The organism is Variovorax soli (assembly GCF_031454625.1).
In the GTDB taxonomy this organism is placed as follows: Bacteria; Pseudomonadota; Gammaproteobacteria; order Burkholderiales; family Burkholderiaceae_C; genus Variovorax; species Variovorax soli_A.
Window position 1 is genome coordinate 23,803 of record NZ_JAVDRF010000004.1, and the last position, 12,191, is coordinate 35,993.

Consider the following 12,191-nt stretch of genomic DNA (forward strand, 5'->3'; position numbering starts at 1 on the left):
CGCCCAGTGGAGCGGCTAGCGGCAAAGGTCCATTATTCCCCATACGTGCAGCCCGGCCTCTCCAGCAGCCTGTCGAAATTCGCCGAGAAGCACCCCACGCCATCACCGGCCTGGACTGTGCCGACGAACATGGCCCAGCCGAAGCTCTGCTCGATGAGTTCGCTTGCGCGCGGACGACCGGCGAACTCGAAGCGGATGACGTTGCGTCGATCCGCGAGCCAAGGCTGGCGTTTACTGGACCACAGCGTGCCTGCGCTGCGCGATGAAGGACCAATGCTTCTCGCTCAAGCCCGGGGCAGGACAAGACGGAAGGCACTGCCGCGCGCCGGCGCGCTGTCCAGCAGCACCTTGCCGCCATGCCGCTGGGCCACGGTCTTGACGAAGGCCAGTCCGAGGCCCGCTCCCTCGACGTTGTCGCCCGTCGTTCCCCTTGAAAAAGGTTCGAACAATCGGGCCTGGAGTTCCTCGCCGATGCCCTCCCCCTGGTCCTGCACCAGCACCGCCCACTCGAGCGGGAGCGGCTCGACGGCGCAGGTGATCGACGATCCCGCCGGCGAGAACTTGAGCGCGTTGCCCAGCAGATTGCCGATGGCGCGAGCGACGAGTTCCCGGTCGATCACGCTGTGCGCCTCCTCCGGCGAAGGCGCCATGGTGATGCGCACGCCATGCCGGCGGGTCGCTTCCCACGCATCGTCGACGCACTCGAGCAGCACGTCGACCAGGTTGTAGCGTTCGACCCGATAGCTGCTCGACTGCGCCCTCACCAGCTGCGTGAAATCGTCGGCAAGGCCCAGCGCCTTGCGCGCGTGGCGCTCGATGCGGTCGTGAAACTGCGGCTGCGTCATCGCCGATGGGCTCTGCCGCTGCAAGCTCAGCAACGTGAGGATGGAAGCCAGCGGTGCGCGCATGTCGTGGCTCAGGAAACGCATCGCGTGGTCCCGTTGGCGCTGGGCCTGGCGGATCTCGGTCACGTCCACCAGCGAGACGATCCACCCGAGGTGCTCGCCGCTGCCGCTGAATGAGGGCGCTTGCTTGACGAGCAGGTCGCGCTCGGACCCGTCGCGCGCGGCCGCAGAGACCGTCGCCCGCGCAGCCAGGCTGGTGGCGCTGATGACCGGCTGGTGGTCCGCTTGCGACAGCACGTCCGCCATCAGGACGGGCGCCGGGGCGCCCTGCAGCAGGGCGCCGGAGTCGGCACCGAAATGACGGGCCGCTGCAGCGTTGGCCAGGAGCACGATCCCTTCCCGGTCGCAGACGAGGGTCGCGTCGGGCAGGCCTTCCAGGCTGTCGCTGACGAAGCGCTGCAGGTTGCTCAATTGCTCGGCCACCTGTCGCAGCGCGTCGATGCGGCGGCCCAGGAAATCGCCCGAAGCGGGCGCGTTGCCGGACAGGGCTCCCATACGCTCGCTGCGACGCAGCCGGCCGAGCTCGTCCACGAGGTAGCGCGAGGCCACGTCGAGTTTTCGCCAACTCCACAACGCGTAGCCCGCGCCTACGCCGAGCATGCCCGCCACCGGCGAGCATTGAACGCCGAAGGATGCAGCAGCCGCCGTCGCGGCCAGGGGCAGCGCCATCATCGCCACCGTCAACAGCAGCGCCGGCAAGGGGCCGACCAAGGCCATGCCCGCCAGCGCCAGCAGCACGGGAAGAACGTTGAGCGCCGCATTGAGCCCACCGGGCAGCGGGGCCATGCTGCGCTGGACCAGCAAACTGTCGAGCACGTTGGCCGAGAACTCGACGCCGGACATCAGCTTCGAGCGGCCCGAGAGCGGCGTGGTGTACAGGTCGCCCAGGCCGGCCGCTGTGGCGCCGATCAGCACGTACTTGCCTTTGAAGGTGTCTGGGGCCAAAGCGCCATCCAGCACGTCCACGTAGGACAGCTGCCGAAAGTGCCCCGGCGGACCCGCGAAGGGCACGATCATCCTGCGTGAGCGTTGCCAGGCGGGAACGCCGTCTGCACCAGTGCCCGCCGCATCGGCCTCGGCCTGGGGCGAACCCGACCCTGCTTCGCCGATCCTGCGCATGGCGAGGCTGAAGTGATCCCACTGCCGGCCGGCGAGGCCCTCCTGCAGGTACACGCTGCGGGCCACGCCATCGTCGTCGACGGCGAGATGCACATGCCCCAGCGCCGCGGCACCACGCCGCAGCGCGGGCAGCGGCTCGACGATGAAAGGCTCCGCGTTGTGGCTTTGCATCATCAGCGGGAGCACCACCTTGCCACTGCGCGACACGGCGGCGGCCAGCGCGGCATCATCGGGGGGGAAGTGCTGTTCCGGCTCGATGAAGAGCAGGTCCATGCCGATGGCGGCCGGCGCGTCCTTGCTGATGCGGTCGATCAGGTTGGCATGAAAGGATCGCCGCCACGGCCATCGTCCCAGGGCCGCGACGCTCTTGTCGTCGATGGCCACGATGACCACCTCGCTGTGATCGACCGGTCGCGCCTGCAGGAACATCAGCGCGTCCTGCAGCGATCGGTTCGGTCCCTGCAGCGTGCCGGAGCCGTCCAGGGCGAGCACCATGCCCGCGATGACGACCGCCAGCGCCAGCCATTCGAACCGGCGCCAGGGCAGGCGAAGACCTGCGGCGAAGAGGCGACGGACCAGCATGGTTCGCAGCAAGTCTTGGGCGCAGCTACTGCCGGCCGATGGGCCGGCCGCCGCCATCGCGCACGGTGCCGCCGCCGGCGTCGTGCAGCACGGCCTCGATCCGCACGGCCTGGGCGGGAGAGAAGGCGCCGCTCTCGCCTCCGGGCGCGATCGCCTGCATTCGCACGTAGTAGGTGCCGGGGGGCAGGTCCTTCAGATGCAGGAGGCCTTCGGTTCCCGTCGCGTCGTGCACGCGCTCTGCGAAGTCGCGGTCGCGCGCGACCTCCACGTGGTACCGGAAGCCGGGCACCGCGGTCCAGTAGACCTGCAGCGCGCCGTCTTCGCCGCCCACCTTGGGCACCGGCGGCGGCTCCGCCACCTCGAAGCGCTGGCTCGCGCTGAAGGGCCCCTGATCGGAGCTTCCGTCCGGCGCCAGGCCCACGGACGCCACGCGCCAGAAATAGCGGCCCGGAGGCAAGGCGGCCGAGTGCCGGCACTCGGAGAGTGCCTCATCGTCGACCCGCACGGCCTCGAAGGCCTCGTCGCTTGCGACCTGCAGCCTGAAGCGGCGAACGCCGGCGGGTTGCGTGCAGCTGAACTCGACCGCGCTGCCCGCGATCTTCTCTCCGGGCGCCGGTCGCTGCGAAAGCGGCGCCACCGGCCGTGCCTTGACGCGAAGCGCACGCCTGCTCTCCAGGCCCGAGAGACCTTCCGCGTCCACCGCGCGTGCACCGACCCAGTAGTTGCCGTCCTCGAGGCCGGCGAACTGCAGCTCGGCGCCCGTGAACACGCCGTTACGCACCACCTGCTCCATCGCCTCGTCTCTGGCGATGCGGACCCGATAGGCCGCAACGCCTGCATCGACAGGCAGCGGCAGGCGAACGAAATCGACCTCGGTCACGGTCGCGGGCAGACCTGCCAGCCGCGGGGGACCCGGCAGCTTGCGCACGGGCCCCATCGCGCCGTCGCTGCTCACGCGCGCGCCCTCTCCCTCACGCAGCTGTTGCTGCTGCCGGGCGGGGCGTCGGCCCGCATCGGGCCTCAGGCCTTTCAGGTCCACGGCGCCGTGAGTGACCTCGCCGGTGACGGCGGCGTCGGGCTGCAGAGCCAGGCCGAACTCGGTGCCGCGCACGCTGGCCACCGCCAGGGGCGTACGGATCTCGAAGCGGCTGGAGGGGCTGCGCTGCGGCTGCGCGGAGGCATCCACGCGGCCTGCTTCCAGCTGGATCAGGATCTCGCTGGCCTGCAAGGCCTCCTGCTGCCGCACGCCGACCAGCCGCACCTGCGAATTCGCAGGGATGCGTACCAGAGAGCCGTCGTTCATCTGAAGCCGGACATAGCCGTCGGCACCGACCTCGATGCGCGTGCCCTCCGCCAATCGTGCGCCCGCCTGCAGCGGCTGGGGCAGCCGGTCCTGCGCAGCGAACTGGCGCGCCTCGCCCGTCACGTAGGCCACGGTCGCAAAGCTCGGGGCAGCGGACAGCAGCACGGCGGGAATGCGCACACGAGTGCCCGGATCGAGACGATGTGGATCCGCGATGCCGTTGTGCCGCTGAAGCAGGGGCCAGCGATCGGAACGCCCTGTGTAGCGCTCGGCCAGGCCGAACAGGGTTTCGCCCGCCCGCACCGCATGCACCAGGTCCGGCAGCGCGGTGGGCCGGGGCTGCGAGAAGGCCAGCGCGGCCTGCAGCGCCAGCAGCACGCCCGCCATGCACCGCCCGATGCGCCCTGCCCCGCGGCGTGCGGCCCGCGCCGCGAGTTCAGCCGGCATGGCTGTCATCGGTGCCGAGCATTTCGAATCGATAGCCTTGCCCGTAGATCGAGGCCAGGCGATAGCCGCTCGCGGGGCGCAGCCCGAGGATCGTGCGCACGCGGGAGATGTGCGTGTCGAGCGAACGCGACATCAGCCCGGTCCCCGGCGGATTGCTCACGCCCCAGATCGTCTCCAGCAGATGCTTGCGCGAGATGAGCCGCCCCGCATTGCGGAACAGGAACAAGGCGAGGTCGAACTCCTTTTGCGTCAGCGCCACCGGCTTGCCCTCGATTTCCAGTTGCCGGCTCGCCAGCACGAACCGGTAGCGTCCCCAGCTCTGCTCGTCGGGCTGCGGGTCCGCGTAGGCCCGCCGCAGCAGCGCGCGCACGCGCGCCGCCAGCTCGCCGACGCGCACGGGCTTGACCATGAAGTCGTCGGCGCCCGCGGCCAGGCCCTCGATGACGTCGCGCTCTTCGTGACGGTTGGTCACGAAGAGAATGGGGATGCGGGCCTGCAGGTTCGAGCGGATCCAGCGCACGATCTCCGGCCCCGTGATGTCGGGCAAGTGCCAGTCCAGCACCAGCAGATCGAAGGTCTCGCGCTGCAGCTCCCGCCGCAGTGCAGCGCCCCCGGAGAAGACATGGCAGTCATGCCCGATGGCCTGCAGCGTGCACCTGACGAGGTCGAGCTGATCGACGTCGTCGTCCAGTGCGGCAACTCGCATTTTTCTGATACCCCTTTAGTGAGTGCCCAGCGAAGACTGCCGGGCGCCGATCGGCAACAAAGTGTACCGGGGCACCTCGCGCGAACGCGGCCGGGGATTGTCAAGCAATGTCAATTCGGGGTCCTTCGTTGTAGGAGGAAACTGCCGCCCGGCCTGCCGCTTGGACTGCACGGCCCGCGCATCTCGTGCGCATGAATTCTCATGCTTTGTCAATTCGATTGTGGAGCGCAGGCAGCGTCACTACATTCGCGCTCCATAGACGCACCCGGTCCGGATGCGCGATCCCGAGATCCTTCAACGTATGCACGAGTTTCCTCGCCCCATCGACCTGCTGCAGCGCCTGGCAAATACCAGGCTGCCCATCCGTATCGTCGACCACAGTGAAATCGAGACATTGAGAATCCTGAAGCTGAGCGGCTCCATCAAGGCCGCCATCCCCGACGCAGGGCGGCCGCCGGGCGGACTCCAGCGCGCCCAGGCGCAATCGCCCGCGACCGTCGACGAGATCACCCGGCTCGGACGCATCCTGCTGGAGCGCTTCGCGAGTCGCTCTCCAGGCAGAACGCTGGCGCGTCCGCACACGCAGTGCCTGTAGGCACCACCCGCTCACCGCCCTATGACCAGCATCTTCAATCCCCAGGAAAAGGCCGCGCCCTGCCGGCCGGCCACGACGATGGATCTCCTGAGCATGGCGCTTGAAAAAAACAACCTGCGCGTCTGGGCGTTGCGCCTGGGACTGTCGGACGAAGCCTTGCGCACGGCGCGCAGCCGCGGCCGGCTCTCGCCGGTGATCGCCGGTGCGCTGGCCGAAGACCTGCAGCTGGACCCGGCCCAGTGGATCATCATCGCCGCGCTCGAGACCGAGCGCGAGAGCGCATGCAAGACCCGGATGGTCCAGCGCTTCAGGAAATCGTGGCCCTGCCTGCGCGAGCCGCGCGACTCCTCCAGGGCTTGAGCGCCGATCGGGCTGCGCGCATCGGGTCGTCACTCAGAAGCCCGACTGCTGGATCACGACCGAGAGCGCATTGTCGATCCAGTTGCGCGCGAGGCTCTCGCGCGTGCCCTCGAAGTGCACTTTCACCTCGCCCACCGCGGCCAGCGAGGTCTCCGACTCGCCCTCCACCAGCACGCGAAACCACGCCTCCGCCGGCCGCAATTCGGCCTTGGGCCGGGTCGGGTTGAGCGCGATCGGGCCGCCGTGGTCCCGCGCAAGCAGCATGTGCGGCAGTCGCTTGACCGGGCTGTTGTCGATTGCGCGCACCTGCCCTTGCAGCTTGCGCGTGCGCCCTTTCACGATGACGGTGGCCGTACTGCCCAGCGACAGGCGCTGGCGGTCGCGCTCCGGCACCAGTACCTCGACGCGCCAGCGCCGCCCGTCCACCACCATGGCGATGAGTTGCGACGGCGCGACCCAGGTGCCCGGGCCGACCAGCGGATCGACATCGCGCACCTCGCCGGGCATCGAAGCGACCAGCTTCAGCCGCAGCAGCTCGGCCTCCCGCGCGCGGCGCTCGGCGTCCCATCGGCTTGCCTGCTGTTCGGCCACCGCCAGCTGCGCGGCGGGGCCTTCATCCAGTCCCAGCGCACCGCGCGCGGCGCGCGTGTAGGCATGGGCCAGGGCGCGCGCCTTGTCGCGCTCCTCGGCCTGGTTCGGCGCATCGAGGATCATCAGTTCGCGGCCGGACTCGATGTTGAGTCCGTCGGCGAGATCGAGCGCCGTCACCCGCGCCGCGAAGGGCGAATACACAGGCTGCTCCGCGCCGGCCTTGATCACCCCCGGCGCCGTGATGCCGGCGTGCCACGGCAGCCAGAGCACGAGCGCCGCCGCTGCGAGCGCCAGCAGCCAGCCGGCCTTGCGCCGGCGCGGGATCTCTGCGCGGCGCCGCATCCACACACGCAGTTCCGCGACCACGGGCCGGCCGACGAAGACGCCAATCTCGACGAAGAACATGAACACGCCAAGGGCCTTGAAGAAGGCGTGATAGACCACCACCGCGATGCCGACGAACAGGACCAGCCGATAAATCCAGGTGGCGAAGGCGAAGGCGATCAGGAAGCGCCGGAAGCCGACCGAGAGCGTCTCTGGCAACGGGTCGTCCAGGCCCAGCAGCCACCGCCGCAGGAAGCGGCGCGCCTGCTGGCCGGCGCGTTCGTGCAGGCCCGGGAAGTCGATCGCGTCGGCCAGCATGTAGTAGCCGTCGAAGCGCATGAAGGGGCTGGCATTCACCAGCAGGGTCAGCACCCAGGCCGTGGTCGCGAGAAAGAAGAGCGCGTTGCGCAGGTCGCTGTCGGGCAGGAAGGCCCACAGCAGGGTCGACCAGGCCGCCAGCACCAGCTCGGACGCGATGCCGGCCGAGGCGATTGCGAAGCGATGGCGCGAGCGCGCGAGCTTCCAGCTCTCGCCGGTGTCGGTGTAGGCCATGGGCCACATGACGAGCAGCGCGACGCCCATGTGGCCGACGCGCACGCCGTGGCGCGTGGAGACCAGCGCATGCCCCAGCTCATGCAGCAGCTTGGAGACGATCAGCGCGCCGGCGAAGCCCAGCACGCCGTCCCAGCTCAGCGCGCCGCGCAAGTTGGCTTCGACCGTGTCCCACTGGCGCGCTGCCAGCACGAGGCCGGTGAATGCGGCGAGCGCGCTCAGGCCCGCGAACCAGCGCGTGAACAGCCAGCGCACCCAGGGCAGGAGCCGCTCCAGCCAGTGCGCCGGTCGCACCAGCGGGATGCGCACGAACAGGTAGTTGTTGAGCAGCCAGCGCCAGGCCGGCATCGGCGCCTTCTGGCGCACCGCGCGCAGCAGCTGGTGGCGGGCCAGGAAGGCCTGCAAATCGTCCACGTCGTCGGGCGCGGGCGCCAGCGTCGTGGCGTCGGCGACCTCCCGTGCGATGCGCTGCGGATCGGCCAACCGCCAGCGCTGCAGGATCTCGAATTCGAGCCAGCCGATGCGGAAGAACAGGTTGCGCACCGGGTCGCAGATATGCCAGGCCGGCGAACCGTCGCGGTTCGCCCCCGCCGCGTGGATCTGCAGTTCCTCGCGCAGCGCGGGCCAGGAGGCGGTGCCGGCGGCGGGGCTCAGCATCCGCACCACTCCCGCACCGCGGCGAAGGGGCGCCGGAACATGAGATAGCCCAGCACGGTCCAGTCGCCCGACACGCGTGCGGTGCCGCGCAGCCCGATGCGGGCGATCGGTGCCGCCTCGTCGAGGTGCCCGCGCAGCAGGTAGCTTGCGATGCCGTTGGGCGCCTCGACCGCCTGGTAGCCGGCGTAGTCGAGCCGCGCGGAGACGGGATCGAGCGGCGCCACGCGCAAAAACAGCGTCATCGGGGCACCGGACGCAAGGTTGACCGCCTCGCTGACCGGCGCCCACGCCTGCACGCCCAGCGAGGACGGATCGGCGAGCAGGCCGACGCGCTCGCCGGTCTGTACCGGTCGGCCGGCCCAGTCGTCGGGATCGGAATAGACGAACACGCCCTTGGCTGGCGCCTTGATCGAAAGCTGCGCCACTTCGCGCTGCAGGCCCGCCACCTCGACCTCGCGCTCGCGAAGCTTGCCCTCGGCCAGGTTGAGCTCGGCCTTGGCGCCCTGCGATTCGATCGCGCGCTGCGAAGCCTGGTGCAGCTCGAGCCGGGCACTGGCCAGCGCCGCCTGTGCGACCGCGAGGCGGTTGAAGAGCGTGGTGTCGTCGAGCTCGGCAATGGTCTGCTGGGCCTCGACCGGCGTGTTGGGCGGAACCACGATGCGCTTGATGACACCGTCACGCGGCGACGCGATCACCTGGCTGCGCAGGGAGACCACCTCGGCCTGAACCAGCGCGTATTCGCGCACCGGCACCAGCAGCAGCAAGGGCAGCAGCACGAGCGACCAGCGCAGCGCCTTGCGGGCCCAGAGGCCTTGCCAGAGCGCGCCGATGGAGCGGCGGCGGCCGGTCAGGGCCCACCAGGCGTGACCATAGGTCGCGGTCGCCTGCAGCAGCAGGTACTCGGGCGACTCGGCATCGAACTCGGCCGGCCATGGGTCCTCGCGCGCCAGAAACAGCACGGCGTGCGCGCGGCCATCGGGGTCTGCGAGCGGCAGCACCCAGACATGGTCGGGCAGCCAGTCGGCCCAGGAGGCCGCCAGCGCGGCCGGCAGCATGGCCGGGGACAGCGCCAGCACGGGCGCAGCCGCGGGAAGCGCATCGAGCTGCGGCCGCAGATGATCGGCCAGCTCGGCCAGCCACAGGGCATAGGGTGAGTCCGCCTCGATGTCCGCCAGTCCCGAATGGCCGACGAGCCGGGTGCGCCGGACGCCGAAGTAGCCGACCAGCGCCGCCTGCCGGTAGCTGGCGAGCGCGTGGGTCTCGTTGCAGATGACGAAAGCGAGATCGGCGGCGCGGCCGGCCGCGCGCACTTTCGCGGCCAGCGCATAGAAGGCCAGATGGGTCATGGTGTCTTTCCGCCCGGAAGCCGGCTCAACGCCCGGCCGGCACGCGAACCTGGCCGCTCATGCCGGGCAGCACCTGGCCGGCGGCGCTGGCCAGCTCGGTCTCGATCTCGACCGTCTGGCTCACCGCATCGACACGGCCGGCCACGCGCGTGACCTTGAGCTCGCAGGCGCTGCCGGTCTCGTCGACCGTGCCTTGGAGGCGCTCGCCCGGCTTGAGCCAGGCCAACCACTGCGAAGGCACGTTCATGCGCGCCTTGAGCGGGCCGCTGCCGACGAGCTCGATCACCGGCGCGCCGGGATTCACGCCCTGCCCGACCTTGACGTGCACGCGCGCCACCTTGCCGGCGAAGGGCGCCACGAAGGCGCACTGGGCCAGCTGCGCGTCGAAGATGCGGATCTGGCTTTGTGCCTTGTTGACGTTGGCCGCCGCGAGCTCGACCTCGACCTCGGCAGCCGACTGCAGGCCCTGCAGCTTCATCTTGGCCTCGTACTGCACGCGCGCCGACTCTGCCTCGGCACGTGCCGCATCGCGCCGCGCCTGGACCTCGGCGCAGTCGAAGGCGGCCAGCACCTGGCCGGCGCGCACCGGGTCACCCAGGTTCGCCGACACCTTGGCGAAGCGTCCTGCGACCGACGCCGAGAGAATGCTCTCCTGCGCTGCCACCACGAGAAAGCGCACCGGCGCGGCGCTGGGGGCGCCCTGCATGGGCGCGCGGCCCGGCACCGGTTCGGCAGCGGCCTGCTGCAGGCCGAGCCCGGACAAGGAAAGAACGAGCAGCCCGACGGCCTTGGCAGCCCGCTTCACGGCTGCTGCGCCACCGAGGCGCCGCTGCGCGACAGGCGTCGCACGTCGGAGATCACCGACAGCGTCGCCGCCTCGGCGAAGGCGCCGAGCGCGCGCTCGGTCGGCGCATTCGGCAGGAAGCTCGCATAGCTCTGCGACAGCAGCTGCCGCCCGCCCGGCTCGGACAGCGTGACACGCCATTGCGCACGCGTCGTGGCACGCGAATCCATGCGCTCGAAGGCGAGCGTCAGCACCAGGGCCTCGCCGCCCTGCGCGATCGCCAGGTCGTTGCGCGTGACGATGCGCTCCACTGCGCCGCGCACCGCGGCTTCGCTCACGCCTTGCGGCAGGTTCTGCACACGCACGGCGACCGGGCGGCTGGGCGTCTGCACCGCGGCGGTCTGCACGAATGCCCCCTTCTCGCCTTCCATCAAGCTCTGGTCGATGGCTTTGGCCAAGGTCGGGAGGTCGGTGCCCGTCACGGCATCGGGCAGCAGGTCGATGCCCACCGAATTGAGCACGCGGGCATAGGACGCCTGCGTCGCCGCGTAGGCCGTGGCAAGCTGGAAGCGCGAGACCAGCGCGCGCGAATCGGTGCGCAGGGCTTCGAGCTCGCTTTCCAGCCGGTTGCTGCTGCCCGCGCGCGAGACGCTCGCGAGCCGCTGGTCCACGCGGCTCGACTCGGCTGCGAGCTCCTGGTCGACCAGTGCCAGCTTGTAGCGCTCGACGGACACGCGCACCTGCGTGATGACGGCCATCGACAGCGCCAGGCGCCGCGCCTCGTCGTTGCGCAGGCGCGCTTCGTTGGTGCGCTTGATCGCGGGAATGGCTGCAAGGCGGAACAGGTCTATCGACACGCTCACGCCGACGTCGCTCCAACTGTTGTTGTAGAGCAGATCGTTGGAGTCGTAGCGCGGGCCGGCGTAAAGGTTGAGGCTCGGGAACAGCGCCGCGATCTGCTTGCGGGTCTCGTTGACGCCGACGCGTGCCTTGTAGTCCTCCTCACGCAGCTCGGGCCGGCTCTCGAGCGCCGCGCGCTCGAGCTTGTCGATGTCGAGCGTGGCCGGCACGGGCCTGTCGCCCGCGCTGTCCACCAGCGTGAACTCGGTGCCCGGCGGCAGGTTCATGAGCGCCGCGAGCTCGCGCTTGGCAAACTGCATTTCCTGGCGCTTGAGGTTGACCAGCGTCATCGCATCCAGCAGCGCGCGCTGGTAGGCCAGGCCCTGGGTCGGCGGCAGGACGCCGGCGCGCTCGGCCTCGCGCGATTTGGCCAGTGCGTCCTCGATGCGGGTGGCGAGCTGGTCCGCGTCGGCGAGCAGGCGCTGCGCGCCGAGCGCGCGCCAGTACGCGTTGCGCACGTCCTGCACGATGTTCTGCAGGATCTTGCGGCGGCGCTCCTCGGCGATGTTGACCTCGTCCGCCGCCTGCTTGGCGCGAAAGTAGGCCAGGCCGAAGTCGAGCGCATTCCACGACAGCGTGGCGCGGCCGTAATAGCGCGTGCGTTCCTCCGAGGTCGAGGGCCGCAGGCTGACGATGCGGTCCTCGATGCCGATGCTGGTGCCGCCGGAATCGTTGCTGCGGTCGTTGTAGCCTGCATCGGCGACCAGCTTGGGGAGCATGTCGGCGGCCGAGACGTCGAGCAGGCCGCGTGCGAGCGCGCTCTCCATCAGCTTGAGCCGGTAGTCCAGGTTGTACTTGAGCGCCCGCGCCAGCGCCTCGGAATAGCCGATGGGCGCGGCGACGGGCGCCTGGTCCTTGTACATCTGCGCCTGGTCACCCGCGACGCGCTGGGCGACTTCATCCGGCGTCACCTGGACCGGACTGACGCTGCAGCCGGCCAGCAGCACGGCGACGGCCGTGGCGGCCAGGATGGGCGTGCCGGGGAGTTTCGATTTCTTCACGTTGACTCTCTCATGTTGT

The 12,191-nt window shown here is 70.0% G+C and carries 9 protein-coding genes; 2 read left to right on the top strand and 7 right to left on the bottom strand.

The window, feature by feature from the left end; all coding sequences use genetic code 11:
- Window positions 1–284: 284 nt before the first annotated feature.
- Genes J2739_RS10235 through J2739_RS10245 form a run of 3 tightly spaced genes read right to left on the bottom strand, consistent with a single transcriptional unit; the run spans window position 285 to window position 5,062 of the window.
- Window positions 285–2,606 carry a CHASE2 domain-containing protein gene (locus J2739_RS10235; protein WP_309901165.1) on the bottom strand — a complete coding sequence of 774 codons (2,322 nt, stop codon included), beginning with the start codon at window positions 2,604–2,606 and terminating at the stop codon, window positions 285–287.
- A 25-nt stretch (window positions 2,607–2,631) separates the two neighbouring features.
- Window positions 2,632–4,356: a FecR domain-containing protein gene (locus J2739_RS10240; protein ID WP_309901167.1), complete on the bottom strand. Its 1,725-nt coding sequence runs from the start codon at window positions 4,354–4,356 to the stop codon at window positions 2,632–2,634.
- The gene (locus J2739_RS10245; RefSeq protein ID WP_309901169.1) at window positions 4,346–5,062 is read right to left on the bottom strand and encodes a response regulator transcription factor; all 717 of its coding nucleotides are present in this window, start codon (window positions 5,060–5,062) and stop codon (window positions 4,346–4,348) included. Before J2739_RS10245 ends, J2739_RS10240 begins: the two co-directional genes overlap by 11 nt.
- 274 nt (window positions 5,063–5,336) lie before the next feature.
- Between J2739_RS10245 and J2739_RS10250 the strand changes: the two genes are divergently transcribed.
- Window positions 5,337–5,657, top strand: a complete 321-nt coding sequence (locus tag J2739_RS10250) for a hypothetical protein (RefSeq protein ID WP_309901171.1) — start codon at window positions 5,337–5,339, stop codon at window positions 5,655–5,657.
- A gap of 21 nt (window positions 5,658–5,678) precedes the next feature.
- Window positions 5,679–6,017, top strand: coding sequence for a hypothetical protein (locus tag J2739_RS10255; RefSeq protein ID WP_309901173.1), 339 nt, complete (start codon window positions 5,679–5,681; stop codon window positions 6,015–6,017).
- A gap of 33 nt (window positions 6,018–6,050) precedes the next feature.
- Here J2739_RS10255 and J2739_RS10260 read toward each other — a convergent pair whose 3' ends face one another.
- From J2739_RS10260 to J2739_RS10275, 4 genes are read right to left on the bottom strand one after another with little or no spacing between them, the layout of a single operon-like run.
- Window positions 6,051–8,141, bottom strand: a complete 2,091-nt coding sequence (locus J2739_RS10260) for a site-2 protease family protein (protein WP_309901175.1) — start codon at window positions 8,139–8,141, stop codon at window positions 6,051–6,053.
- Window positions 8,135–9,487, bottom strand: a complete 1,353-nt coding sequence (locus J2739_RS10265) for an efflux RND transporter periplasmic adaptor subunit (protein ID WP_309901177.1) — start codon at window positions 9,485–9,487, stop codon at window positions 8,135–8,137. Before J2739_RS10265 ends, J2739_RS10260 begins: the two co-directional genes overlap by 7 nt.
- A gap of 25 nt (window positions 9,488–9,512) precedes the next feature.
- Complete coding sequence (locus J2739_RS10270) at window positions 9,513–10,292, bottom strand: efflux RND transporter periplasmic adaptor subunit (RefSeq protein WP_309901178.1); 780 nt, start codon at window positions 10,290–10,292, stop codon at window positions 9,513–9,515.
- Window positions 10,289–12,172: a TolC family protein gene (locus J2739_RS10275; protein WP_309901180.1), complete on the bottom strand. Its 1,884-nt coding sequence runs from the start codon at window positions 12,170–12,172 to the stop codon at window positions 10,289–10,291. The genes J2739_RS10270 and J2739_RS10275 overlap by 4 nt, the downstream gene beginning before the upstream one ends.
- Between the last annotated feature and the right edge of the window lie 19 nt (window positions 12,173–12,191).

Bases quoted from the DNA above. Each gene is read 5' to 3' on its own strand.
- J2739_RS10255 (WP_309901173.1), top strand. From the start codon at position 5,679: ATGACCAGCATCTTCAATCCCCAGGAAAAGGCCGCGCCCTGCCGGCCG.
- J2739_RS10250 (WP_309901171.1), top strand. From the start codon at position 5,337: ATGCGCGATCCCGAGATCCTTCAACGTATGCACGAGTTTCCTCGCCCC.
- J2739_RS10265 (WP_309901177.1), bottom strand. From the start codon at position 9,487: ATGACCCATCTGGCCTTCTATGCGCTGGCCGCGAAAGTGCGCGCGGCC.
- J2739_RS10235 (WP_309901165.1), bottom strand. From the start codon at position 2,606: ATGCTGGTCCGTCGCCTCTTCGCCGCAGGTCTTCGCCTGCCCTGGCGC.
- J2739_RS10260 (WP_309901175.1), bottom strand. From the start codon at position 8,141: ATGCTGAGCCCCGCCGCCGGCACCGCCTCCTGGCCCGCGCTGCGCGAG.
- J2739_RS10240 (WP_309901167.1), bottom strand. From the start codon at position 4,356: ATGCCGGCTGAACTCGCGGCGCGGGCCGCACGCCGCGGGGCAGGGCGC.
- J2739_RS10245 (WP_309901169.1), bottom strand. From the start codon at position 5,062: ATGCGAGTTGCCGCACTGGACGACGACGTCGATCAGCTCGACCTCGTC.